23 protein-coding genes are annotated in these 25,680 nt (G+C 55.0%); 17 read left to right on the forward strand and 6 right to left on the reverse strand.

The window, feature by feature from the left end; translation table 11 throughout:
- Positions 1 to 171: 171 nt before the first annotated feature.
- A complete protein-coding gene (locus GS620_RS21105; protein ID WP_171617652.1) occupies positions 172 to 708 on the reverse strand; it encodes an outer membrane protein in 537 nt (178 codons plus the stop codon).
- A 278-nt stretch (positions 709 to 986) separates the two neighbouring features.
- Positions 987 to 2,063: a helix-turn-helix domain-containing protein gene (locus GS620_RS21110; RefSeq protein WP_367397145.1), complete on the reverse strand. Its 1,077-nt coding sequence runs from the start codon at positions 2,061 to 2,063 to the stop codon at positions 987 to 989.
- A gap of 476 nt (positions 2,064 to 2,539) precedes the next feature.
- Between GS620_RS21110 and GS620_RS21115 the strand changes: the two genes are divergently transcribed.
- The 4 genes from GS620_RS21115 to GS620_RS21130 all read left to right on the forward strand — a co-directional run bounded on the left by GS620_RS21115 (position 2,540) and on the right by GS620_RS21130 (position 5,966).
- Positions 2,540 to 3,595, forward strand: coding sequence for a DUF1214 domain-containing protein (locus GS620_RS21115; RefSeq protein WP_170334888.1), 1,056 nt, complete (start codon positions 2,540 to 2,542; stop codon positions 3,593 to 3,595).
- Positions 3,596 to 3,612: 17 nt separating this feature from the next.
- Positions 3,613 to 4,623, forward strand: a complete 1,011-nt coding sequence (locus GS620_RS21120; RefSeq protein WP_170694911.1) for a DUF1254 domain-containing protein — start codon at positions 3,613 to 3,615, stop codon at positions 4,621 to 4,623.
- Positions 4,624 to 4,663: 40 nt separating this feature from the next.
- Positions 4,664 to 5,452, forward strand: coding sequence for a transporter (locus GS620_RS21125; RefSeq protein WP_170400928.1), 789 nt, complete (start codon positions 4,664 to 4,666; stop codon positions 5,450 to 5,452).
- Positions 5,453 to 5,612: 160 nt separating this feature from the next.
- Positions 5,613 to 5,966 carry a phosphate-starvation-inducible PsiE family protein gene (locus GS620_RS21130; protein ID WP_170334894.1) on the forward strand — a complete coding sequence of 118 codons (354 nt, stop codon included), beginning with the start codon at positions 5,613 to 5,615 and terminating at the stop codon, positions 5,964 to 5,966.
- A 386-nt stretch (positions 5,967 to 6,352) separates the two neighbouring features.
- Here GS620_RS21130 and GS620_RS21135 read toward each other — a convergent pair whose 3' ends face one another.
- The gene (locus tag GS620_RS21135) at positions 6,353 to 7,249 is read right to left on the reverse strand and encodes a LysR family transcriptional regulator (RefSeq protein ID WP_171617653.1); all 897 of its coding nucleotides are present in this window, start codon (positions 7,247 to 7,249) and stop codon (positions 6,353 to 6,355) included.
- A gap of 137 nt (positions 7,250 to 7,386) precedes the next feature.
- Between GS620_RS21135 and GS620_RS21140 the strand changes: the two genes are divergently transcribed.
- The 7 genes from GS620_RS21140 (at position 7,387) to GS620_RS21170 (ending at position 17,310) form a co-directional block, all read left to right on the forward strand.
- A complete protein-coding gene (locus GS620_RS21140; protein WP_171364712.1) occupies positions 7,387 to 7,707 on the forward strand; it encodes a monooxygenase in 321 nt (106 codons plus the stop codon).
- Positions 7,708 to 7,750: 43 nt separating this feature from the next.
- A complete protein-coding gene (locus GS620_RS21145; RefSeq protein ID WP_171329884.1) occupies positions 7,751 to 8,131 on the forward strand; it encodes a hypothetical protein in 381 nt (126 codons plus the stop codon).
- 1,094 nt (positions 8,132 to 9,225) lie between these two features.
- Positions 9,226 to 10,893, forward strand: coding sequence for a hypothetical protein (locus GS620_RS21150; protein ID WP_171617654.1), 1,668 nt, complete (start codon positions 9,226 to 9,228; stop codon positions 10,891 to 10,893).
- A gap of 152 nt (positions 10,894 to 11,045) precedes the next feature.
- Positions 11,046 to 12,557, forward strand: coding sequence for a hypothetical protein (locus GS620_RS21155; RefSeq protein ID WP_171233943.1), 1,512 nt, complete (start codon positions 11,046 to 11,048; stop codon positions 12,555 to 12,557).
- Positions 12,554 to 14,689 (forward strand): BadF/BadG/BcrA/BcrD ATPase family protein, encoded by a 2,136-nt coding sequence (locus tag GS620_RS22365; protein WP_171617655.1) that lies wholly within the window; start codon positions 12,554 to 12,556, stop codon positions 14,687 to 14,689. Before GS620_RS21155 ends, GS620_RS22365 begins: the two co-directional genes overlap by 4 nt.
- Positions 14,640 to 15,830 carry an acyl-CoA dehydratase activase-related protein gene (locus GS620_RS21165; RefSeq protein WP_171171913.1) on the forward strand — a complete coding sequence of 397 codons (1,191 nt, stop codon included), beginning with the start codon at positions 14,640 to 14,642 and terminating at the stop codon, positions 15,828 to 15,830. Before GS620_RS22365 ends, GS620_RS21165 begins: the two co-directional genes overlap by 50 nt.
- A gap of 178 nt (positions 15,831 to 16,008) precedes the next feature.
- Entirely contained in the window at positions 16,009 to 17,310 is a 1,302-nt protein-coding gene (locus GS620_RS21170; protein ID WP_171617656.1) for an adenylate/guanylate cyclase domain-containing protein, read from the forward strand.
- Positions 17,311 to 17,565: 255 nt separating this feature from the next.
- Here the strand turns inward: GS620_RS21170 and GS620_RS21175 are convergent, their stop codons facing one another.
- The 3 genes from GS620_RS21175 to GS620_RS21185 all read right to left on the reverse strand — a co-directional run bounded on the left by GS620_RS21175 (position 17,566) and on the right by GS620_RS21185 (position 19,967).
- Entirely contained in the window at positions 17,566 to 17,931 is a 366-nt protein-coding gene (locus GS620_RS21175; RefSeq protein ID WP_171617657.1) for a hypothetical protein, read from the reverse strand.
- 111 nt (positions 17,932 to 18,042) lie between these two features.
- On the reverse strand, positions 18,043 to 18,993 hold the full coding sequence (locus tag GS620_RS21180; protein WP_171617658.1) for an AraC family transcriptional regulator: 951 nt from the start codon (positions 18,991 to 18,993) through the stop codon (positions 18,043 to 18,045).
- A gap of 107 nt (positions 18,994 to 19,100) precedes the next feature.
- Complete coding sequence (locus GS620_RS21185) at positions 19,101 to 19,967, reverse strand: branched-chain amino acid aminotransferase (RefSeq protein ID WP_152459689.1); 867 nt, start codon at positions 19,965 to 19,967, stop codon at positions 19,101 to 19,103.
- A gap of 160 nt (positions 19,968 to 20,127) precedes the next feature.
- Here GS620_RS21185 and GS620_RS21190 point away from each other — a divergent pair, with 160 nt between their 5' ends.
- From GS620_RS21190 to dxs, 6 genes are all read left to right on the forward strand, one after another.
- Positions 20,128 to 20,640, forward strand: a complete 513-nt coding sequence (locus GS620_RS21190) for a MarR family winged helix-turn-helix transcriptional regulator (protein WP_152459690.1) — start codon at positions 20,128 to 20,130, stop codon at positions 20,638 to 20,640.
- Positions 20,637 to 21,338, forward strand: coding sequence for a response regulator (locus tag GS620_RS21195; protein ID WP_152459691.1), 702 nt, complete (start codon positions 20,637 to 20,639; stop codon positions 21,336 to 21,338). Before GS620_RS21190 ends, GS620_RS21195 begins: the two co-directional genes overlap by 4 nt.
- A 68-nt stretch (positions 21,339 to 21,406) precedes the next feature.
- Positions 21,407 to 22,333, forward strand: coding sequence for a histone deacetylase family protein (locus tag GS620_RS21200; protein WP_171617659.1), 927 nt, complete (start codon positions 21,407 to 21,409; stop codon positions 22,331 to 22,333).
- On the forward strand, positions 22,330 to 22,572 hold the full coding sequence (locus GS620_RS21205) for an exodeoxyribonuclease VII small subunit (protein ID WP_152459693.1): 243 nt from the start codon (positions 22,330 to 22,332) through the stop codon (positions 22,570 to 22,572). Before GS620_RS21200 ends, GS620_RS21205 begins: the two co-directional genes overlap by 4 nt.
- Positions 22,573 to 23,439, forward strand: coding sequence for a polyprenyl synthetase family protein (locus tag GS620_RS21210; RefSeq protein ID WP_171617660.1), 867 nt, complete (start codon positions 22,573 to 22,575; stop codon positions 23,437 to 23,439). It abuts the gene before it with no gap.
- A 16-nt stretch (positions 23,440 to 23,455) separates the two neighbouring features.
- Positions 23,456 to 25,384, forward strand: coding sequence for a 1-deoxy-D-xylulose-5-phosphate synthase (dxs, locus tag GS620_RS21215; protein ID WP_171617661.1), 1,929 nt, complete (start codon positions 23,456 to 23,458; stop codon positions 25,382 to 25,384).
- The last annotated feature ends 296 nt before the right edge of the window (positions 25,385 to 25,680 follow it).

Here is a 25,680-nt window from a genome sequence, read left to right on the forward strand (position 1 = left end):
CAATCAGTCGCCTCGTCGTTCCTTTTCTGAATTGCCTTTGTCCGACTGTTCGCATCCGGCTGCAATTGTCGGTCCCAAGCATGTCGGCACCGCTGCTCGCGCCTTGGCGCAACTTCGATACTACAGACCTGTTTGTGTTCGGCATGGCCGCCTTTCGCATAATGCCCTTACTCAGAAGCTGTAGGTCACACCCAACACGGGTCCGAATTGTGAGAGCTTGAACCTGCTGTCAACTTCACCTTTGTCGACCATGATGTAGCGATAACCTGCGCGCAAATTCCACTTTGGAGCGATCGCATAACCTACCGTTGCCAAAAACTGTGCGGTTTCGCGATCTGAGCGAAATCCACCATAGTCGGCCAAGGCAACGGCCGACCATCGGTCATTGATCTGATACCGGATACGGGCCGCAATCAGAGGGTCTATCCAATCGTCGCTGGCACTGGAACTTGGTGCCGGGGTGGGGCCGCCGACCAGAGTGATCGTGCTGCTCGTCTCAAACCAGCGAAACCCGCCACCGAGATCGACGGCCAGGTTTTGGTCTTGATAGGCCGTGTAAGCGGCATATCCACTTAAAAACTGCGTCTTCAGACTGGTTTCAGCGCCACTGAACACCGGGCCGGGAGTGTCATTGTCAAAGGACAGGTCTGTGCGCATGTAGTCCGCGATCAGCGACCACCGGCCACTTCGCGCTTCAAGTGTACCCATGAATGCCAGATCAAGGTTTTCAACCGCTTCACTGAAGCTGAGTTCCGACTCCAGCGATCCAATGGTTGTCTTGGTGTCCGCCGCGTAGATGTAGAAGCTGCCGGAAAAACTTCAGTCGGAGTCCTGTGCCACTGCTGTTGATCCGCCGGGCAGCATCGTCGCCGCAACCAGAAAACTGCTTGCGATACACCGTATTTTTAAGCACGCCATGGCCCGCTCCCCCCTTTGCCTATCCCGAGTTCGAGGCGCGGCAAAAGATGGGCCGCGCCGTTGTCCTGTTACGTTTCACAATCGCATTCGACCGGGTCGAGTATCGGAACAGATGCCTTAACGCTATTCATTTCACGGGCGCGAAACTCTGACGGTGTTTGACCCGTCCATTTCTTGAAGGCCCGTGTCATGGCCGTCGCGTCAGAGTATCCCAAATGATCAGCGATATCGCCCACCGACAATTCAGACTTGGAAAGCAGATGTTTCGCCTGGTCACATTTGGCTTCGATGACGATGCGCGACAGTGATGTCCCATAGGCAGCAAGCCGTCGGTTGAGAACCGCGCCTCGAAAACCGCATGCCTTGGCGAGCGCCGTAGCCGACAAGTCCGTGCGCCCGACCCTTGAGTTGGCAACGCTTTGGATCGAACTCAACAAGTCTGTAGGTACAGGGTTTTTTTCGTCCTGAGTGGTCAACACGTACTCGGTCGCGGTTCGGTTAACCAGTTCAAACAAAAGCCAGGCACTTGGGAAGCGGATGGAATACCCGTCTGAGCCCGCACCTACCGCCCGGATACCGTAGAAGTAAGACGGGAGCAGATCAGGACGGTTCACACGCACAAGAACCTTATTTGCTTCCCAACGCTGACCTGCGGTTTCATGCAGCAACGTAGCCCATCGGCTGATCTGAAACGCATCCATATAGGCGGGCGAACAGCATGGCGTGAACCTGCGTTTGGCGGACAGCACGGCGAACTCTCCAGAGACATCGAGTGTCATGGTGACCGCGTTTGTGTTGTTTCCCGCATGAACGCAAAACCTGGCAATGAAATCGGCCAGCGACTTTGCTACGCGAAAGGCCTGTCCGAATGGGGATGCAACGGTCGGATCTGAAGTTTGACCAACAAGTGCTGGAAAGTCTGGGGATGTCTTTTGTGCGACGGCTTCAAACACGGCATAGACAGTGTCGTGCGGAATGAAACAACTCGGAGCGTTCAATTCCGAGAAGGATAGATCGAATTCCGCTAGGAGACTTTCTACAGATTGACCGGATTCTTGAAACGCAAGCAAAAGCGGCACGATAACCCGCCCGCGTGTAAGCGGCGGTGTTCTGTGTTGAGCATGTGCGTCATGCCCTGTCATCATAGCTCCTTAAGACCCCGCAATTGAAAGGTCGGGCACGTCAAGCATAGACCAGCGCGGCTCTGTGTCCCTGACCTGCGTCAAAGCGGAAGTCACTTTTTGAGGTAAAAAAGTCAGGTGCCCGCTGGTAGGGGCTCAATCGAATTGAACCACGCTACCCGCAGAGAGTGCGCTCTAAGAGATTGACATCACCACACGAATAATAGGACCGCCGTCGGGTCAATATGCAAAGAGAGTTTCTAGTTGTTGGCCGAAACGCTATCGCTACCTGTCATTTTTAACCAGTTTTCGGAAGCGGTCGCTCCAATCTGTCAGGGCATACATTCGAACTTTGTGGTTTGTTGGAGAGAGATGGCCAAGGCTCCAATTGTAGCATTTTAAAAAACAACAAAATGAGAGGCGTGAGAATGCGCTTTTGATCAGGTGCCGGGACCATCAAGCAATGCATTTCTGTAATTGGCTAGTGGAGCGGGCAAACTATGAATCTCACGCACAAACGCTGGAAACTTGCTGCTTTAGCTGTCCTGATTGGAAGCACAGCGACCGCTCAGAGCTTTGATACCACGGTCGATGCACTTGCTGAGACATATGAAGTGCCCATTACCATAAACAACTTTGTTCGGGCTGCTACAGACAATGAACTGAAGACGTACAATGGCCTGGCCGGAGGCGTAAATCAGTTCTTTCACTTCAAAGAACCCACCCCCATCGACAATCAGCCCACCATTCGGATGAATCGCGACACACTCTACAGCGTTGCGGTTATTGATATCAGCCAAGGCGCAACCTTGACTCTGCCCGATGTGGGCGACCGATACATGACGACGATGGTGGTCAATCAGGATCATTTCATCAATGAAGTGTTCGACGGTGGCGGTGTGTTCCAGCTTGACATGGGTACATTCCATACCCCCTACGTACTTGTTTTCATGAGAATACTGGTGGATGCCGAGAACCCCAAGGATGTTGCGGCGGTCAATGCAATTCAGGACGGGTTCACCATTGATGCTGCCTCCGCAACGCCCTTCGAAATGCCCAATTACGACGCGGAGAGCTTTGAGGCGCTGCGCCAAGCCGCAATTGAGCTGGGCAGGTTCGCCACAGACAGCGTCCGGACATTTGGTAAGGCAGATCATGTAGACCCATTACGCCATTTCCTTGGCACAGCAGTCGGCTTTGGTGGGCTGCCAGAAGACGAGGCCTTTTATCTTAATATCGAGCCCGGCCTGCCGCTTGGGGAATACAAAATCCAGGTCCCGGCGGATGTGCCAGTGAACGCATTCTGGTCCGTGAGCCTTTATAATGCAGACGGGTTTTTTGAACTCAATTCCCTCGACACGTATGTGGTCAACTCGGTCTCAGGCACCAAGAATGACGATGGCAGTGTGACCGTGCACTTCGGCGGTTGCAACGACGGACGTGTGAACTGTCTCCCGATCATGGATGGCTGGAACTATGCCGTGCGCCTTTATCAGCCGGGCCCAGAGGTCATCGACGGAAGCTGGGTCTTCCCCTCCGTAGAACCCGCAAACTGAACAACAGGATGCTTACGATGAAAAAGCTTCTTCTGACAGTCGCGCTTACACTCCCGACAGGCGTTTGGGCCGAAGACATGGTCGATGTGACCGTCGACACCCTTGTGCGCGCCGAGACAGATCACATGTTTCGGACCAACATGGCCAATCTCGGCCTCGCTGTTGGCGAATTGGGGCATATGCGCGAAGCCACCACACCGGATAACCAGCCCGTCATCCGCATGAACCAGGACACGCTCTACTCCGGCATTCTGCTGGATTTGAGCGAACCCGTCGAAGTGACACTGCCTAAAGCGGATGGCCGCTATATCTCGATGCATGTCATCAATCAGGACCACTTCATGTATGCCGAGGCAGAGCCCGGCACGTATCAAATCACACAGGAAGACCTTGGTACGCGCTTTGGTTTCATCGCGTTTCGCACATTCGTCGATGTGACTGACCCGGATGATATTGCCGCCGCGCAAGCGGCACAGGATGGAATTGTCGTCAGCGGCGGTGGAACGGGCCCGTTTGACGCGCCCAACTGGAACACCGAACAACTTGCCACTGCGCGTCAGGCGATAAACGATTTATCCTTGCTGGGCACCGATTCAGCCCGCGCCTTTGGCAGAACAAAGGACGAGATTGATCCGGTTCAGTTTCTGGTCGGTGCGTTCTCGGGTTGGGGCGGTCTTCCGCCTGAGGCCGCGATCTATCTGTTGGACGCGGTCGATCAGAATGACGGCGAAACACCGCATGCGGTAACCGTCAAGGATGTGCCGGTTCGGGCGTTCTGGTCGGTGACTGTCTATAACGGTGACGGCTTTCTGGAAGCCAATGATCTGGGCGTAAACAGCTACAACGGTTACACAGCCGAAGCAGCAGAAGACGGCTCGGTCACGTTGCATTTCGGTGGGTGCGACGATGGCCGCGTGAACTGTCTGCCGATCACTTCGGGCTGGAACTATGCGATCCGCCTTTATGAGCCGGAGGATGCAATCCTGAACGGCAATTGGACCTTCCCGAAGTTGGAGCCGATCAACTAGGCCACTCGCCCAACCTGCATTTCAAAAGGAGTACACGGCTATGCGTCGATCCCATACTCTTATGGGGCTGCTTTTTGCAGCCAGTGCCGGAACCACAACCGTTGCAGACGAGGCATCCGATCTGGCCCAGGAACTGGCCAACCCGCTTGCGGCAATCGTCTCGGTTCCGTTTCAATTGAACCATGATGAAAATCTGGGCGTCTCTGATCAGGGCTCGCGCACCACGCTGAACTTTCAACCAGTCGTGCCCTTTCAACTGAACGATGACCTTAACCTGATCACCCGAACTATCATTCCTTACATCTGGCAGGAAGACGTTGTGCCGGGCACACGCCAGGAGGGGTTCGGAGATATCCTTTTCTCTGCGTGGTTCTCGCCAATCGGAACCGGGGACATAACGTGGGGCGTGGGTCCCGTTGTGCGCTTTCCAACCTTTAGCGACGTATCGAGTGATACATGGGCTGCTGGGATCACCGGCATTGCACTGCGACAGACCGGTCCGTGGACCTATGGTGCGCTGGCCAATCATCTGTGGGATCTAGAAAGCAACCCCGACACCCCCACGAATGTGAGTTTTGTCCAGCCCTTTCTTGCTTATTCCACCGAAGGCGCGTGGACCTATTCGCTGCAAAGCGAAAGCGCCTATGACTGGGAAACTGATGCCTGGGCTGTGCCTATAAACGCTTCGGTCTCCAAGCTGGTCCAATGGGGGGCGCTGCCGGTCAATCTGCAAGCGGGGGCGGGCTATTGGCTCGAAGCGCCCGAAGTGGGTGCCGAAGGCGTTCGCTTGCGTTTGCAGGCTCAGGTCGTCTTGCCCAGAGGGCGCTGACGTTTGGCTGAAGAACTTTTTATGAAACGTCGAAAATAGGGAGGTCTTGATGGCCGATCAGATGCAACGCAATGCGCAAGCGCATGTCGAGCTTGACCCTGACCATTAGGATCTGATTGTCAGAAGCTGCAATCGGCTCATTCGACACGCCGTTCGGGTGATGTCTTTGTTCATGGTCGTTGTGATCGGATTTGCCGTCATCGACGCCGGTTACTCGTTCTACATCAAGCTTGTAAGTCCACCGGTCCTGATTCTTGACGTCAGTGTTCTGTTGGAGGTTTTTGCGGCCGCGCTTGTTGTGCTGATCGCTATCGAGATTTACACGAATGTCACGCTCTACCTGACGGCCGATGTCATACATGTGAAGCTGGTAGTTGCAACTGCCCTGATGGCCGTTGCCAGAAAGGTCATTACACTCGATACGACGGACCTTGAGCCGCTTTATTTCGTTGGGTATTCTGGACTCGGTCTGGCGTTTGGTGTCACGTATTGGTTGCTGTGGCGTGGCAAGTAGATATTTCAAAGGACGCCTGTATCGACGCTGGCATAAGCGAGATCGCCGACATTAGTGTTTTTTTGAAGCCGCAATCGCCTCCTTATTCAGCCAAAGAAGAAACGCTCGAAAATCTTAAAGAAATCCGGAAGCAGACCTTGGCACCTGCCCGGTGAAAGTTCCCTTTGTCCCGCATAGCGGTCGCTCGCGATATTCAGGCGAACGTCAGAATCGAGCCCATTTTTCCGGATACTGCACGATGTTCCAATGACTGTTTTGGGCAGAAATCGGGCTTTGCAAAGCTCCGTGAATCGGCCCGTATTGGACCCTTGATGATGCTCCACCAAGCTTCAATTCGGCTCCAAGAAACGGAACTTGTTTGATAGTGCAGAGATTAGCGATTTTGTTTAAGGATTGCACCGTTTCGCATAATCAACGAAAGCTCTGAAACGGGGCGGCATATTGCGCTTGGATAGATAGTTCAGGGAGAACCGGGGCAAATCAGCGGTCTGGCCTTCCAGAACCTGAACCAACCTGCCGTCTTCCAGCAAGCTCTCGACAGAGCTTGCAAAGATATAGGCCAGCCCAAGCCCCGCCTTTGCGCCTTCAAGGATGGAGGTCACGTCGTTGGTGACGATCTTGGGACGCGGCATGACCGAATAGGGGCCGTCTGTGCCTGCAAATACCCACGGGGCCAGCTTGTCAGCACCTGTAATAGCAAAACAGACCCCGCTATGTGCCGCCACATCGGCCGGTTTCTCTAGGGGCGGGCAATTGGCTAGATATTCGGGGGACGCGACAATCGTCATCTTCAGTGTAGGGCCAATTGCGATGGCATATGTATCAGGATCAAGCAGGGTCTCAGCACGGATAGCAGCATCAACCCCGCTGGTTACGAGATCGACTTTTGTTTCGTCATAAATTAGTTCAATCGCCACCGCCGGATGTTCTTTTGCAAATCCTGTGATTAGGGCATCCAGAAACAATTGGCCCGCGGCGGTCGGGGCCGTTAGCCGAAGCGTGCCCGACAGATCTTCGTTTAGGTCGTGAATACTTTTCAGTGCTGTTTCCAGATCATTGATTGCTGGCAGGCTACGGCGAAAAAGAAGTTCGCCCGCTTTGGTCAGGGCGATGGCCCGGGTCGATCTTTCGATCAGGCGCACGCCAAGGCGATCTTCGAACCTCTGGACAGCTTCACTTACCGAACCCGCTCCAAGTTTCAGTTTTTCAGCCGCCGCGCGGAAACCGTTCTCTTGAGCAACCGCCACGAATATCGACACGTCGTTCAACTCATTTCGCCTCATTGTTAGATATTCCTTACATCGCGATCTAAAAATGGCTGTTTATCTAACAAATATCCCTGACTATCTTGCTTGGCAATGGAAACCACACGCTTCGCCACACGCAAAACCGGAGCGAGAAAGTCAAAAGGACAAAGCTGATGAGCACGATGAAAATCTGGGACCTACACATGACATATGACGGCCCCATGACCGAAGAATTTGCCGAGGGCACTAAGCGGTTGGCTGAAAGCATTGCGCAGGAAGCTGGTGTGATCTGGAAAATCTGGACCGTTGATGAAAGCAGTGGTGATTTCGGTTCGACCTATTTGTTCCGGGATCTCGCCGCCCTGGAAACCTACAAGGCGATGCACGTGAAGCGTCTGGCGGCAATCGGTGTCACCGTAACGTCGGACCATGTGTTTGATATCATGGAAGACCTCAGCTCAATCACCAACGCCCCCTTGCGCGAGGTAGTCTGATCAGGATCCCTCTTAAACTTGCGCACATACAAGGAGCTTTCAAATGAGCAATCGAACATTCCTGACCCTTCACAGCACAATCTATGCGTTGTTTGCCTTTGCGCTGTTTTTTCTGCCTGGTTTTCTGTGGCCAAACTACGGATTGGAGCTGAATGACCGCTACGCCTGGTTCCTGTCGCAGCACAACAGCATTTTTCTTGGAGGGATTGCCATTATTGGCTTTCTTCTTAGGGATGTGACCGACGGTGCAACCGCCCGGAAGCTGCTGACCGGGCTGATGGCAACCAACGCACTTGGTTTTGTCGTAACGCTATATGCGGCGCTGACAGGTATCTTCACTGGCTTTGGTTGGTCGGATCCCGCATTCTTTGCGTTTCTTGCGGTGATGAGCTTCCTGCAACTCAAGAAACTTAGTCAGTCCTGATGGTAGGGAACGCGGCTCGGAGCTTTCCGCTCCGAGCTTTCTGCCAATAAGAAGTGGATTTATGTTAAGATCTAGAGCGGAGCTTTCAACAAAGCCACGTGTTTGCCCCCGCAATTAAGGTTCGCTACCTTTCCTGCATGTGAGAATGTAATGTCTGTATTGGGCGCATAGCTGTCTTTGGAGCGATCACATCAAAAGTCCGCTTCGTCCGCTCACCTACCATTTGCCGCCTGGTTCTGAACGTCCGGAATGTGCCGCTTGCGGTCTACTACATAGGCGAAAGGCAGAAGTGGGAACAAGGGCAGCTTCGGGCGCGAGCTACGTTTGCCCCCATTCCCTTGTCGCCGCAGTTAGAAAGCCAAGTCGCTGGAGAATATACGCCATGCGGGACACAGCCGCCCTGGCTTCATCTGGCTCAATGACCTCATAACCGCTCTGTCGAAAGGTGGCTTTCGGATGTTCTCCTCCAGTTTTTCTAAGATCGAGCTTTGACACACACTTGGCGCTATTTGAACTTTCTCAAAACAACGATAGTTCGGCAAAGGCCAAATCCAGCTCCCGCAACCAATAATTCCAGCAGACCGTTCGATCTACAAACAGTCCACTCGACTGTTCGCTAAACGATCAAACCTCGTCAGGCTCACAACCTGAAGGTCAGAGGTTCAAATCCTGCTCCCGTACCTAATTCTTAAAGCCACCGTTGGATCCACCAACAGTCCCTTAGACCGTTTGACCCGAAACTAATCCTCAATTGGCTAATAGACTCGAATTGGTTGAACGGTTGGTAGGCATCGATGAGTCAATTCCTATTTGGACCTGCCCACCGAGCGGAAACAAGGCTCTAAGCGACGGATTTAACTTCATTCGACTTTCGGTGTTAAAGAACTTTGCTTCCAACTCACATGAACTAACAGTAGAAATCACTGCTCAACTCGGTCTCGGCGAAGCGGCTTGCCGGGCTCGAAAATTGCAAAATTTTTCGAAAAACCTTAAACTCAGCAGATTAAGGTTAAAAGCCATTTCCGGTTTTTGACAGCAAAGTCATACGAATACAGAAAATTCTCGGCTGAAATTTTTTTCGTGGTGCCAAAAATATGACTGGAAAAAACACCTTTATTGACATGCACACCCACCTGTTCACGGCGCGTTATTTGCCGTTGCACAGTATCTTCTACTCGTTCTTATCGCAGTATTGGCTTTCGCTTGGCTTGGCCGTGCTGGCGGTTCGTGTGACCCGTATGAGCGACTTCAGCAGACCCGCGACGGAAGAACCTGATCAGGACGATTTGATCGACGCATTGCTCAATCACGATGTGGACCAGCTTATGCGGGCCATTGCACATCCGGTTCGTGAGAAGATTAGAGAGTTTCAATCGACACCCAACCCCAGCCACCGGGATTGGAAGGACATAGAGGAGCTGATCCGAGCCCTGAACGATATTGACCATGATATCAACTATTCAAGGGCGGGCGACCTCCCAATAGGTGTTCAGCTTGTGGGCGGTGGCAGAATTTCTGACAGGTCCGCTTTTGGAGACAGTGGCACGGACCCTGATTTGCTGGATCGGTTTATGGCCGAGGCCTTCCGGGTCGCTGGTCAAAAAGCGGCAGAAAGCGATTTCTTTCATGAAGCTGAACACATGCGCTCAGGTGGGTTGTACAAACCTGGCTCTGATGCAGGCTTTCGTGCCGCAGGCATTCCAACCGATCAAATCGGTAGCATCTTTCAGTTGCTTGAATTCATTGTCATCATGACCTTGTCCGAGCGAAACCGGTTCAAAGCGCTCAAGAGGGATTTCAAGAAGAATGGTCAGCCGAGTGACCCGGAAGCCAGCCTTTTCGTGGGCGTCCTGCTGGATATGCACCGCGCCTTCGAAAAACTCAAGAAGCCTGGGATGCTTGGGTTCTTACCGCCGTATTTTGACTTCACCGAACAAATGGACCGGATGCAGTTGCTCGCGGCTGAGAACCCGAATGAATTGATCAATTTTGGTGCGGTTGACCCGTTTCGAGGCGGGAACTGGAAACAGATCGTCGATTCAGGCGTTGCACTCGGAATAACGGGCTACAAAATCTATCCGCCCTTGGGGATCCGCCCGATCGATATGCGCGGCTACCAGACCCCGGTCGCCTCTGGGCGAAGTCTGGACAAGTACAGAGAAAAAGCATCGAACCCTGCGCCCTACCCGATGGCACAGGCCAAGATGGGTGACATCATTCGCCATTTCTCCAGCCACAACCTGCGTTTGTTTGCCCATTGCAACCCGATGGGGTTTCAGGTGGAGGAAGGATACGGCATCTACTCCGATCCTGCGTTATGGAAGCACGCGATGGAGACCCACAATGCCCGGAACCTTTGGTTGTTCCTGGCTCATGGTGGTGGCGCAAAAGAAGTAGATTGGATGGGATGGGCAGCTACCAACAATTTTGACCAAACATTTGCCTATCGTGCTATTCGCTTGGTTGAGGAATTCGACAATGTTTATCTTGGCTTGGGTCATATTTTGGGAATTCTGGATCCAAAGCTTAAGACAAAGATATTCCAGCGGCTAAAATCAGTACTAGTGGGCAAGAGAACCAAGAACGCACCGCACCATTTCCGGGACAAAGTGTGTTTTGGAACGGATTGGGCGATGCCCCTGATGGTCGGCAGAACCCGTGAATACCTGATCGAATTTGACACGTTCTTCAGCGATCCACAGATCAGTCCTTGTGCACCTAACTTTTTTGAAGGGAATGCAAAAAAATTCTTGGGTATTTGATGGGTTTTCAGGCTGAGAGTGCCTGACCGGCGCCCAAGACAACCTGAATTTCCGATGGCCCTGTTTCAAGCGGATTCCCGGTGCAGGGGGCGATTCAGGAATATTATATTGTGCATTATAAATACATGTTATGTTGGTTGGGGGGTATTTTTATGAGTCGTATTTTGGAAGAGTCCTATAGGGCTTACGAACCTCGTCCTTTTACTGCGGATCAGCGCAAGGATGTCACCTTGTTGTTTGGTGGGGTCACATGGCGCGCCGAAAAACTGCTGGAAGGCCTGTTCAAAAGTGCGGGTTACAATGCGCAGCGCCTGCCTGATGTGACAGTTGAAGACTTGTACCTGGGACGTGAACTGGCGGATGTCGGACAGTGCTGCCCCACCGCCTTCACAACGGGCAACTTGTCGAGTTTTCTCAGAAACGAAGCCGAGGCTATCGGTGCTGACGAAGTAGCCGAAAAATATGTTTATGTGACCGCCGGGGCCTGCGGGGCCTGCCGTTTCGGTCAATATCACCAAAGCTATGAGCTTGCGCTGAAGAACCTGGGGCTCGAGGCGTTCAGGATGTTTCTGGTTCAGCAGCATGAAATCGATCAGTCGAAAGGCAAAGACGCCGGTTTGCAGACTGATATTCACCTGCTGCTGAGCACGGCCTTGGGCATGATGGCAGCGGATGCCATTCAGGATCTGGAATACCAGCTGCGGCCCTATGAGCTAGAGCAAGGCGCGACCAACCGGGCGGCGCAGAAGGCGGTTTCCGAGATATACGACGCCATGTTGAGTAGGCCGAAGCAAATGCCGAAATGGGGATCGGTCCTGTGGCATTCGACGACCAGACGCTTTCTGAAGGCCATGAGGCGTGCACGCGACCACTTTGAAGACATCCAGCTTGATCGATTGAGGGTCAAGCCCATGGTCAAGATCACCGGCGAGTTCTATCTGGCCACCGCCGAAGGGGTGCAGAACTACAATATGCACAAATGGCTTGAAGGCGAAGGCGCCGAAGTTCAGCCGGCACCGATGGTCGTATGGTTCGATTACCTGATGCGGTATGGCGGACAAAAGCTAAAGCTGGGCTTCGGGATAAAAGACAAAGCGCGTCAGAACTATGCTCTGTTGAAACTTGGGCAGCGCTTTTTCAGGTTCAAATACGATCAGATGCGCCGGATGCTTGGGGGCGTTCCCCGTCCGATGCCCGATCAGGACAAGCTGCGGAAACTGGCGGCTCCTTTTTTTGACAACATGATCAACGGGGGTGAGGGTGATTTGCTGATCGCCAAGGCGATCTGGGCGCATACCCAGCGAAAAGCACATATGATTTGCGAGCTGTCGCCCTATGGCTGCCTTCCCAACACAATGAGCATCGGCGCAATGGCGGCCGTACAGGGCCGGTATCCCGACATGCTCTATGCCCCAATCGAGGTGAAAGGGGACAGCGACGTACACGCTTTGTCGCGGTGCCAGATGGTGCTGGCAGACGCCAAGATCCGCGCGCAGGAGGAATTTGAATCTGCTCTTGCCGCCGCCGGGTTGACTGCGGACGAGGCCAGAAGGCGCGCCAAAGAGCATCCCAAGGTCAACACGCCATTTTGGAAAGTTCCCCATCGTGGCGCCGTGGGTACCGCATCCAATGTCGTGCTTGAGCTGGGAAATGCCACGTTGTGAAATTCGCTGGGGTAGATATTGGATCGACAACTGTAAAAGGCGTCGTGGTAGAAGATGGCGAAGTCATCTGGAAAGCCTATGGTCGTCACAAAACACGCCAGGCCGAGAAAACCCTTGAACTGCTGTCGCAGATGGAGCTGGAGGCCGGCCTGACCGCCGGTCGCGATGTTGTCACGTTTACAGGATCCGGGGCAGGGACACTGGCAGATCATGTGAACGCGCGGCAAATCCAGGAGGTTGTCGCCGTCGCCGCCGCCGTCGAATCGTTGCATCCGGATGTGCATTTCGTGTCTGAAGTTGGCGGTGAAGACATGAAGACGTTATTCTTCACGCCAACCTCCGCAGGAAAGGCCAAACAGGTCTATATGCAATCAGCGTGCAGTGGCGGTACGGGCACCTTTATCGAAAAGTCCGCACGAAAACTGAACATTTCCCCGGACGAGCTGACCACTCTGCCATTCGATGGTCAAACCCTTCATCGGATCAGCGCCAAATGCGGGATCTTTGCAGAGACTGACGCAAACAGTCTGGTCAAGGCCGGAGTTCCCAAGACCGAAATCATCGCAAGCTTGTTTGACGCGGTCGTGCGGCAGAACCTGGCGACTTTGACAAAAGGCAACACCCCCACACCATCAGTGCTTTTGCTGGGTGGGCCGAACATGTTCTTTCAAGGTCTTCAGCAGGCATGGGCAAGCCATTTGGCCGCGCTCTGGGACGAGCGCAATGTCGTATTGAAAGCAGGACAGAGCGTCACCGATGCAATCCTGGTTCCCGGCGATGCTTTGTACTATGCAAGCCTTGGTTGCGTCGAGATCTCTCGTCGGGAACAAAATGTATCCCGGGCCTATTCCGGCACGGATGGCCTGAAATGGTGGGTGGAAACGGGCCAACACGGTGAAAAGGCCAAGACCGGGCAGGAGGCCTTGGCCCGGAACGGTGAACTCGTCCGGTTCCTTGAGGATTTTACCCAACCCGTGATCCAGATGCCCCAGCCCGTTGCGGCCGAGACATACTATGTCGGGTGCGATTTCGGCAGCACCACGGTCAAGGCGGTGGCGTTGGACCGCGACGCGGAAATCAAGGCTTCGGTCTATCAACACAGTCAGGGAAACCCGATCGAAGATGCCAAGTCCGTTTTCCGCAAGTTGCGTGATGCAGGGATCGAGGATATCGGCGCTCTTGGCCTGACGGGGTACGGGAAAGATCTGCTGAAGGATGTTTTGGGGGCGGACGTGCCAGTGGTTGAGACTGTCGCACATGCGGCTGCTGCCATGCACATACATCCCGATGCAGACGCGATATGCGACGTCGGTGGGACCGATGTCAAAATCATGTTGTTGCGGCAGAAAGCGGTCGTCGATTTTCGGCTCAATTCCCAATGTTCTTCCGGCAATGGGGCGTTTCTTCAAGGCGTTGCCGAACGCTATGATGTCCGGCTTGAGGACTATGCCGAAAAAGCCTTCAGCGCCAAGCGGATGCCGAAACTGATGATGGGGTGCGGCGTGTTCCTTCAGTCCGACATCGTGAACCAGCAACGCAAAGGGTGGGCGGCAGAAGAAATCATGGCAAGCCTTGCTGCGGTCCTGCCCCTGAATGTTTGGGTCTATGCCGGGCAGTTTCAGAACCTCAAGGCCATCGGGAGGAAGTTTGTCCTGCAAGGTGGAACACATCGAAACCTGGCGGTCGTCAAAGCCCAGATCGATTTCATCAGGGGTAAAATTCCTGACGCGGAAATTACCGTGCACCCTCATGCTGGCGAGGCTGGCGCGTTGGGCGCCGCCCTTCTTGCGCTTGAACATGTGAACACCGGGCAAACGTCCCGGTTCGTCGGGCACGACCGCGTCGAAGAGTTGGAATATGTCAGTACAACCAACAACAAAACCACCTGCAAGTGGTGTGCGATGAACTGTAGCCGGGCCTTTGTGGATGTTCAGATCCCCGGCGGTCGTGGCCGGGCAAACAGCAAGGTTCCTCTGGCGGAAGGGTGGGAGCGGGTGATTACCGGCAATTCTTGCTCGAAAGGGTTGATTGAAGACGCAGCCGAGATGAAAGCGCGAAAAAAGCAAATCGACGAGGAAGCGAATGCCAATCCAAATATTGCAGAAAGCGTTCGCGAAGGCGCCTTTCGCTAAGTCCAAACCACCCAAGCGGGATTTTCGGATCGGCATCCCTCGGGTCCTAAACCAGTGGTCGACGCACAGGTTTTGGACGACATTGTTCGTTGAACTGGGAATAGGTCGCCGCAATATCGTCTATTCGTCGGACACGTCGGAAGCACAGCAGCTGAAATTCGGAAAAGGGCGTGGTGCTGTTGATTGCTGTTACCCCGTCAAGTGCATGTCTGGCCACTATGGTGAATTGCTGGACGGGCAAAAGCGCCCCATTGATATCCTGTTCGTTCCCATAATCCTGACTGTCCCATCCTTTTTGCGGGGTCATGTCCGGGAAAACATGGCCTGCCCACGCGTCATTGCCGGCCCCGAAAGTACACGAGCCGGATTTCGGCGGGAAAAGGACGTGTTCAAGGAACTGGGCGTACATTATCTTTCGCCGGCCGTGTCCTTGGCAGACCCACAAATTGCGACCCGGCAGTTGTACGACGCCCTGAAGGGTGTAATCACCGACTTGCGCTTGGCTGAACTGCGCGCTGCGGTTGCCAAAGCCTATGACGCCCTTCAAGAGTTTGATCAGAGTCTGCGGCGGCAAAGTCTGGCGGTACTGTCCGAATGCGCCACACAACATCGACCTTGCATCCTGGCCTTGGGCCGCCCTTACCACATGGACACCGGAATTGGCCACGCCATTGAAAGTGAGTTGCAGGCCTTTGGTTATCCGATCCTCTGGGGTCAGTACCTGCCATTGGACGCAGAGATACTGGATTGGTTATACGGCGATCTGATCAAAGCTGGCCGAATTCAAAGCCCTTTTGACATTTCGGATATTTGGAAAACATCCCACAGCGCAAACACCAACGAACTTCTGTGGGCTGCACGCTATGGATCCATTATGCCGTGGATAACCTGTTCAATCCGGTTCTCCAGTTATGAATGCGGAATGGATCAGCCGACTTATTCACCAGTCCAGGAAATTACCGAAGCGCTTGGAACGCTTTTCTTTGTGTTTCAGGATCTCGATGAGACGAAACCTGCCGGATCTGTTCGAATTCGCGTGGAAACCATTGCTTACTATTTGGAACAGAAATCACCGAAAATCATTCAGAGCAAACTGGAGGCCCTGAAAACTGCACCACCTGAATTGCTGTTGCCAACTTGATCCAATGGCCGGTTTTCAGGGTGGTAGGGCACCCGTTTGCGGTCGCGAGGCCAAAAGCGGTTCAGGCTGTGTTGACGTCGCGACGCGAAAGTAGCTTCTGAACAAACAACCTGGGGCTTATCGACTAAGATGGGGATTTGGGGGATATTTCGCATAGAGTTGGCGCGGGGGCGATGCTTTGCTGAAACACATTGTGGACTCTGAAAATCCGATCGACGATGGAAAAATAAGACGAAAGATGCAGGTTGTTAACGTTGCTGCCTTTATTGCGTCGCTTGGGTTCGGTTTCACAGCTTTCTACCAGTTCCAACTTGGACCAGACTGGAGATATCTTGCATGGGTAAACTTTGGTCTTGGCTTCGCGGCGCTTTTGACGATGACGCTGGATCGCTTCGGCCTTGAGGTCAAAGTCGCTTATTTTACAGTGTGGTTGTTCCTGTTTCTGGCCCATGACATCAGCGTCGGCAAAAACGGTGAAGATCATCTGGTCTTGCTTGTCGGCCCGCCCTTGCTTTTTTATTTTCTAGGGGCCGCATATTGGCGTTGGATCACTTTGATAACGATCCTCAGCGCAGCTTTGTTTATTTACATATCGCTTGTCGTTCCTTTGCACATACCGCCCGGCGAAACGATTTGGGATATAATTGCGCAGTCATATCAGGACGGATTTGTAAGGCAACCTCAGGATGTTATTTTCATTGTGCTGATTTTGGGAATCGTCTCGGCGCTTTTTTTCACCTCATATTCTGCAAATGCCGCAATAGATCGTTACGAAGACGCTTTGGAAAAGGAATTTGCTGTTTCCGAGCGGTTGATAAATGTTCTGCTGCCTTCACGTATTGCCAAGCGCATCAAAGCACATCCGGACAGGCTAATTGCTGAAAGAATTGATGACGCCACAATTCTGTTTTCTGATTTGTCTGGATTTTCTGAATTCGCGGCCGCCAATGGGGCAAGGGCGACGGTCAAATTGCTGGGCTCCGTATTCTCAGCATTCGATGAACTGGTTTTGAGCTACAAGCTGGAGAAAATCAAAACCATCGGTGACAGTTACATGGTTGCAGGTGGTTTGGACCCCTCGGTCAAAGAGGCGCAACCGGATTCTGTTCGCATGGCGGCGTTGGCGATTGATATGATTGCGACGGTCGAGCGGGTGACAGACAATCTGCATCCAAAGGTGTCCCTGCGGGTCGGAATTCACAAAGGCCCGGTAATCGCAGGTGTAATCGGCGGCGACAAACCGTTTTTTGACGTTTGGGGTGATACAGTCAACATCGCCTCAAGAATGGAAAGCACCGGAGAGCCCGGGCGCGTTCAAATCTCACCCGAGGTAAGAGATGAGATAGCCGAATATGTGGATTGCGAGAGACGAGAGGTTATCAATATCAAGGGAAATGGCGAAATCCAACCGTATTGGCTGCTGAAAGTCCACGACAAACCTGCGACTTCACACTCGTCCGAGCGGCTCATCAAAGGCTGAAAACCTTATCTTCTCGGTGAAACGTTCCAAGGTCAGTGCGGGTTCAATCAGTGACTGGAATGGGACGAACCTGGGTCAGCTGAAACAACGGACCGCTCCGAGGCAGCTGCGAGCCGCAGCCGGATGGCCTGTTGAGACGGTGAGAGCATACCCTTGAAGCCAGACCTTTTTTCAAAAACGAGCCGCCGGTTAGTGATCCCGGCGGCCCGGACTTGAAGCATTACAGTGAAACTGGGACAGCCGTAGTCAGCGGTTTCATGCAGCGATTTCCTGCTCGGGTGCGCTGAGCGAGATGACAAGCACCACGGCCGCACCGTTCAACCAGTAAAACACCGCATCCAGTCCTGAGAACCCCAAAATGCTGGGTGCAAACAGGAAGGTGATGCCGACAATCAAATCTACGGCCAGATGGAACTTGTAGGGAAGGACCCGCCAAATCCCAAGGTGGTGGTCCGTCAGTACCGTCAGAACAAACGCAGCAACACCGGTGACAACCGACAGCCACAGGGCCAGTGGATTGGATTGGCCCAATCCCAACAGGAACGGCAACGTCATGAGGGCAATGGCGACAGGGTAGTCGAGGTAAGCATGGACAGAGCGGGTAACGAAACGCAGGGACATGAGATCTTCCTTTTCTCAATCAATGATAAAGGGAAGGTAGGACGCCCAAGCCGAACGCTGAATTCCTGATCGTCTCTGATACCGTGCAGATCGTTCAGAAAACCTGGGGGATCAATGCATCGCCCGGTACGCAGCCGGTGACAGCCCAACCTGTTTCTTGAACACGCGTGAGAAAGCCGCCTCGGAGGCATACCCAACCTCGGCCGCTGCATCTGCCACGTTCCATCGTGCCTCGGTCAGGCCGTGGCATGCGATCTGCATCCGCCAATCCGTGAGGTACTGCATCGGCGTAGTATCCATCTTTTCAGAAAAAAGCTGAGCAAAGGCAGTGCGCGACATACCCGCCACACGTGCCAAAGACGCGACGCTCCAGTCCTTGGCCGGGTCCTGGTGGAACGCGGTCAAGGCCCGCGAGATGCGCTGATCAGCAAATCCTGCCAATGCGGAATCCTGCGGGCTCTGACGCTCCAGATAGGCCCGGATCGCCTGAGCGAACAGGGCTTCGGACAGTTTCAGCGCGATAAGGTCGCCACCGATTCTTGCGCCTGAAACCTCAGAGCCGATCATGCGCAGGGTGGCTTCCATCCACGATCCGGCCTCTTCGCCATAATTCTCGATCAGGATATAGGGCGGCAGGCGGTCTATCAGCATATGCCCGGTGCCTTTTCGGCCGGCCGGGCCGGAAAAAGAGAAATGACCGCAGATCAGCTGTGTGTCCCGTTCCTCGTCATCACCGCCATAGACCAGCACGCCTTCGCCTGTGTAGCCCGCGCGCTCCAGCACCTGCTCCAGGGGCAATGCGTCCAACGGCTTGACCTCGGCACAGAGCAATGCGTGCGGCGCCCCGTGGGGGATCAGGATCAGGTCCCCCTGCCTCAACCGCAGGGTTTCCCCCGTGGTCGAGACATGAACCTTGAGCTCGCCACGCTGCACAAAATGAAACCGCGCCACGTTTTCGAACCCCGGCACCTGAATTCCGAAGGGCGGTGTGAATGACGTGCGGAAGTAAAACGTGCCGCGCAGGGAAAGGCGGGTGAGAATATCGCTGAGAAGGTCCAACATGTGCCGAAGATACGCATTCTGTGCAATCCGTCCAGATGGCCGAACGGTTTGCACAAAATTTTGCACGTTTGGCAACAAAAAGCCCCCGACAAAGCGGGGGCAATAGCTTACGAGCGAACCAGTTTCTCGTAGTCTTCGGCGATTTGGCGGGTCAGGTCGCCGACCTCGAATGTATATTCGCCGATCTGTCCGACAGGCGTGACCTCGGCCGCGGTACCGGTCAGCCAGCACTGTTCGAAGTCAGCCATTTCTTCGGGCTTGATGCGGCGCTCATGCACGGTGATGCCCTTGTCTTTCAGCATCTGGATCACCGTCTGGCGGGTGATGCCGTTCAGGAAGCAGTCTGCCAGCGGGGTATGCACCTCGCCATCCTTGACGAAAAACACGTTTGCGCCGGTGGCCTCGGCGACATATCCGCGCCAGTCCATGAACAATGCGTCCGAGCATCCTTTGGCCTCGGCCTTGTGCTTGGAAATGGTGCAAATCATGTAAAGACCCGCCGCCTTGGCATGGACCGGGATGGTTTCCGGGCTGGGGCGTTTCCATTCGGCGATGTCCAGCTTGGCACCCTGCATCTTGGCATCGCCGTAATAGGCACCCCAAGGCCAGACTGCGATGGCCATGCGCACCGGATTGCGCGCCGAGGCCACGCCCATGTCCTCACCCGAGCCACGCCAGACCAGCGCCCGCACATACGCATCCTGCAAACCGCTGGCTTTCAGCGCTTCTTCCTTGGCGGCTTCGATTTCATCAACCGAATAAGGCATCGGCATGTCCAGCGCTTCGGCCGAGGCGATCAGGCGCTGGGAATGTTCGCGGCTTTTGAAGATCTTGCCGTTGTATGCGCGCTCGCCTTCGAATACCGATGACGCATAGTGCATTGCGTGGGTCAGAATGTGCACATTGGCCTCACGCCAGGGCACCAGCTTGCCATCCATCCAAATGGTGCCATCACGATCATCATACCCCGCCATGCGAAACCTCCTGAACCGGGTTGAGTTTTCGATTGTTGCGCGATTTAGGTCCGGTGCGGACATAATATTGCGCAAAAACTGCAATTCGATACCGCTCTACTCTTGGAATGTCAATAACGCTGACATAAACTCGGCCCGGTAGTAACGAATGAGGCATGATATGTCCGACATCCGCCCGGCCCCGCGTTATGGGGGCGAGAGCCTTTTGTTTTTGACCGATGAGCAATTGAGGCAGGGGATCGAGGCCATGTTCTTCGCCTATCGTGGCTTTACGGCTGATCCCGACCGCATCCTCGCAGAGATGGCCTATGGCCGCGCCCACCATCGGGCAATCCACTTCATCAACCGCGCGCCGGGCACGACGGTCAACAATTTGTTGGCCATCCTTGGCGTAACAAAACAGTCTCTGAACAGGGTTTTGCGAACCTTGATCGAGGATGGTTTGGTGGAAAGCCGCGTGGGTACAGTGGACAAACGAGAACGCCACCTATTTCTGACAGAAAAGGGGCAGTCGCTGGAAACCACGTTGTCGGATGCTCAGCGGGCAAGAATGCGCGCCGCTTACAAGGATGCCGGTCCCGAAGCCGTGGCCGGTTTTCGCAAAGTGCTTGAAGCAATGATGGATGCTGATATGCGTCATGCCTATACGAAACTTCGGGATACGACCACATGAGCGATATGGATGCCCATCTGCTGATTGTTGACGACGACGAGCGCATTCGTGATCTGCTCAAGAAGTTTTTGATGCGAAACGGGTTTCTGGTTACTGCGGCACGGGATGCGGCCCACGCGCGGCGCGTATTGTCGGGGTTGGATTTCGACATGATCGTCATGGACGTGATGATGCCGGGCGAGGATGGTGTCAGTCTGACCCGCGCTTTGCGGGAAACGCATACGACACCGATCCTGCTGCTGACGGCAAAGGGCGAGACGGAACACCGGATCGCGGGCCTCGAGGCTGGGGCGGATGATTACCTGGCAAAACCGTTCGAGCCGAAAGAGCTGCTGTTGCGGATCAATGCGATCCTGCGCCGGATGCCGGAAACACCGGCAGAAGAAACCACGGCGAAGATCCTGAACCTCGGGCCCATCCGCTATGACATTGAACGCGGCGAGATGTGGCAGGGCGAAGATCCGGTCCGTCTGACCGCAACCGAAAGCCAGTTGATGAAGATATTTTCGGCCCAGCCCGGAGAGCCGATCAGCCGCGCCAAGCTGGTCGAGGATCTGGGGCGCGACAAAGGTCAGGCGCAGGAGCGCGCAGTGGATGTGCAGATCACGCGCCTTCGACGCAAAATCGAACAGGACCCCAAGCAGCCACGCTATTTGCAGACTGTGCGGGGCGCAGGGTATATGCTTGCGCCGGATTGAGATGCCGCTGCGCGGCGTTTTTTGACCTTCGGCGAGGATATTTGTAGTCAGATGAAGATGGGATCCCAATGACAACCGCCCTTTTGACCCACGCCGATTGTCTGGGCCATGTGACACCTGACGGGCACCCGGAGCGGGTGGCGCGGCTGGAGCATATTCTGCATGCATTGGAAGCGCTGGAGCTGAAGCGGGTGACGGCTCCGCTGGCTGCGGATGACGATCTTCTACGCATTCACCCCGAGAGCTATATCCGCGACATTCGGGGCGCGCGCCCTGCGGACGGGTTCGCACAGATCGACGGGGATACGTTCCTGTCTCCGAGATCGGTGGACGCAGCCTACCGCGCGGCGGGTGCGGCGGTGCGGGCCGTTGATCTGGTTTTGGGTGGTGAAGCCTCGAACGCATTCTGTGCCATTCGCCCGCCGGGGCACCATGCGGAAACCGAAACGGCCATGGGCTTTTGTCTGTTTGGAAATGCAGCATTGGCGGCGAAACACGCGCTGGACCATCACGGCTTGAATCGTGTGGCCGTGGTCGACTTTGACGTGCATCACGGCAATGGAACTCAGGACCTGTTGTGGGATGAAGCGCGGGCTTTGGTGATAACCAGTCAGCAGATGCCTTTGTGGCCCGGATCGGGCCGGCCCGAGGAAACGGGTGTTTACGATACGGTTCTCAACATCCCTCTGGCGCCCGGCAGTGGTGGCGCCGAGATGCGTGCCGCCTATGAAACGAAGGCCTTTCCGCGCTTGCGGGCCTTCAGGCCGGAACTGATTATCATTTCCGCCGGGTTCGACGCCCATCAGGACGACCCGCTGGCCAATCTGAACTGGGCCACTGATGACTTCGCCTGGATCACCGCAGAGCTGTGCAGGATTGCCGACGAGGTTTGCGACGGTCGTATCGTCTCGACTCTGGAAGGCGGGTATGATCTGAACGCACTGGCCCAGGCCACACGCGCCCATGTGGAAGAATTGATAAAGGCAGCCCGATGACCCAGACTCCCGTAGACCAGATGACATTCGAACAGGCGATGAAAGAGCTTGAAGCCGTAGTTGGCCAGCTGGAACGTGGCGATGTCGCGCTGGATCAATCAATTGCGCTGTACGAACGCGGCGCGGCGCTGAAAAAGCGGTGCGAGGAGGAGTTGAAGCGCGCGGAAGAAAAAGTCGCAGCGATCACTCTGGACGCCAGTGGTCAGCCGACCGGTACGACGCCTGTTGAAGGTATGTGAATGTTCCCCGAAAGACTTGCGCAGGATGCTGCCAGCATTCAAAGCCATTTTGATCTGGTTTTGGGCGTGTTTGCAGACGTGGATGTCACCCGGGCCATGGCATATGCCACCCGAGGCGGAAAGCGGTTGCGCGGATTTCTGGCATTGGAAAGTGCCCGACTGCATGATGTTGAAGAAGACCGGGCGATCTGGCCGGCTACGGCCATAGAGGCGCTGCACGCTTATTCCCTGGTGCATGACGACCTGCCCTGCATGGATGACGATGACCTGCGCCGCGGGCGGCCCACCGTTCACGTAGAGTGGGATGAGGGCACGGCTGTTCTCGCCGGGGATGCCCTTCAGACGCTTGCTTTTGAACTTTGCACCTGTTCGCAGGTTGGGTCCGCAGACATTCGCGCAGACCTTGCCCTGACCCTGGCCAAAGCCAGCGGCGCACAAGGTATGGTGCTGGGACAGGCGCTGGACATTGCCGCGGAAACGGCCGCCGAACCGCTGTCGCTGGACGAAATCACGCGTCTTCAGGCCGGAAAGACAGGCGCCCTGATCGAGTGGTCAGCCTGCGTTGGCGCCGTTATGGCCCGATCCGATCCTGACCCGTTGCGCCGATATGCCCGGGCAATGGGTCTTGCTTTTCAGATCGCAGATGACATCCTTGATATTGAAGGCGATGCCCAAAAGGCGGGCAAGCGATTGCAAAAAGATACTGAGGCAGGGAAAGCCACTTTTGTTTCGCTTTTGGGTCTGCCTGCTGCCAAAGCCCGCGCAAGTGAGCTGGTGGATCAGGCCTGCGCCGCTTTGGACGGGTTTGGTCCGAGGGCGGAAACCTTGAAGGAAGCCGCCCGCTTCGTTATTGCCCGGGACAGCTAAGCCAGGAACGCGCCACATGTCTGACCGCCCCAATACGCCCCTGCTGGATCTTGTGAACCGCCCTGCGGATCTCAAGCAGTTCTCGGACGCGCAACTGCACCAGGTCGCACAGGAGTTGCGGGCCGAAACAATTTCGGCGGTTGCCGTTACCGGCGGGCATCTGGGGGCTGGCTTGGGGGTTGTTGAACTGACCACCGCCTTGCACGCCGTGTTTGATACGCCCCGAGACAAGATCATCTGGGATGTGGGTCATCAGTGTTATCCGCACAAAATCCTGACCGAACGACGTGATCGCATCCGCACATTGCGCATGAAAGGTGGGCTCAGCGGCTTCACCAAGCGCAGCGAAAGCCCCTATGACCCATTTGGTGCGGCGCATTCCAGCACGTCGATCAGCGCTGCTTTGGGTTTTGCTGTTGCGCGGGATCTGGGTGGTGTAACGCCCGAAGGGCTGGGCGATGCAATTGCGGTGATCGGCGATGGTTCGATGTCTGCGGGCATGGCCTTTGAGGCGATGAACAATGCAGGCCACCTGAAAAAGCGTTTGATCGTCATTCTGAACGACAACGAGATGAGCATCGCGCCGCCAGTTGGTGCGTTGTCCAGCTATTTGTCGCGTATCTATTCCGAAGAACCGTTTCACGATCTGAAAGCTGCTGCAAAAGGCGCTGTCTCATTGCTGCCCGAGCCATTCCGGGAGGGCGCCAAGCGCGCCAAAGAGATGCTGAAAGGCATGGCGGTGGGCGGCACGCTGTTCGAAGAGCTTGGGTTTTCCTATCTCGGCCCGATAGATGGCCATGACATGGACCAGCTGCTGCCTGTTCTGCGTACGGTCAAATCAAGGGCAACCGGGCCGATTCTGATCCATGTATTGACGAAAAAAGGCAAGGGGTATGCCCCTGCCGAGCAGGCCCGCGACAAAGGCCATGCCACGGCCAAGTTCGATGTGGTTACTGGGGAGCAAAAAAAGGCACCTTCAAACGCGCCCTCTTATACGTCTGTATTTGGCAAGGCGCTGGTCGATGAGGCCGCGCGTGACGACAAGATCGTCGCCGTGACCGCTGCGATGCCCGACGGAACTGGCCTCAACCTGTTCGCCGAGCGCTATCCGTCACGTTGCTTTGATGTGGCGATTGCCGAACAGCACGGCGTGACGTTTTCGGCTGCGCTTGCCGCAGGAGGAATGAAGCCGTTCTGCGCAATGTATTCGACCTTTCTCCAGCGTGGTTACGACCAGGTGGTACATGACGTGGCGATTCAGCGCCTGCCCGTACGTTTTGCAATCGACCGGGCAGGTTTGGTCGGGGCTGACGGCGCCACCCATGCGGGATCGTTCGACATTGCCTATTTGGCCAACCTGCCCGGTATGGTCGTCATGGCTGCCGCTGACGAGGCCGAGTTGATGCATATGGTGGCGACCGCCGCCGCGCATGACGAAGGCCCCATAGCGTTCCGCTATCCGCGCGGCGAAGGTGTCGGGGTCGACTTGCCCGAACGCGGCGAGGTTCTGGAAATCGGCAAGGGCCGCGTTATCCGGGAAGGTGCGCGGGTGGCTCTGCTTTCATTCGGTACACGTCTGGCAGAGGTTCAGAAGGCGGCGGAATCCCTTTCAGCCAAAGGCATAACGCCCACGATTGCCGACGCTCGTTTTGCCAAACCTCTTGACCGTGACCTGATCCTGGATCTGGTGTCCCGCCACGAGGCGTTGATCACCATAGAAGAAGGGGCCGTTGGCGGTTTTGGCAGCCATGTCGCTCAACTTTTGGCGGATGAAGGTGTATTTGATCGGGGCCTGAAATACCGCTCGATGGTTTTGCCTGATATCTTCATCGATCAAGCCAGCCCCGCGGACATGTATGCGGTGGCCGGCATGAATGCCGAGCATATCCAAGCGAAAATTCTGGACGTTCTGGGTGTCGCCTCGATCGGAGAGAAACGCGCTTAACGCGCCTGTCGGCAGGGCAGCGGACGTTGCGAGGACCGAAATCCGTTTGACTTGGATTTATCTGGTGCCGCTGAGGGAAATCCAAAACCAAAATCTTGGAGCACCACGGAACACTCATGTTTTCTGACCATATCTAAAAATACGTTTCTATGTTTCCCGCTACTCCGTTCTGCACCACTATACCCCATAGCTAGGCTCAGGATGCATTGATTTTCGCTGCGCTGCGTGACTCACGGCTCCAAGAACGGAGGGGAGACATGAGCGATCTTTATTGACGAACCGACGCGCAGATGGCG

This window comes from Ruegeria sp. HKCCD6428 (genome assembly GCF_013110595.1).
Taxonomy (GTDB): domain Bacteria; phylum Pseudomonadota; class Alphaproteobacteria; order Rhodobacterales; family Rhodobacteraceae; genus Ruegeria.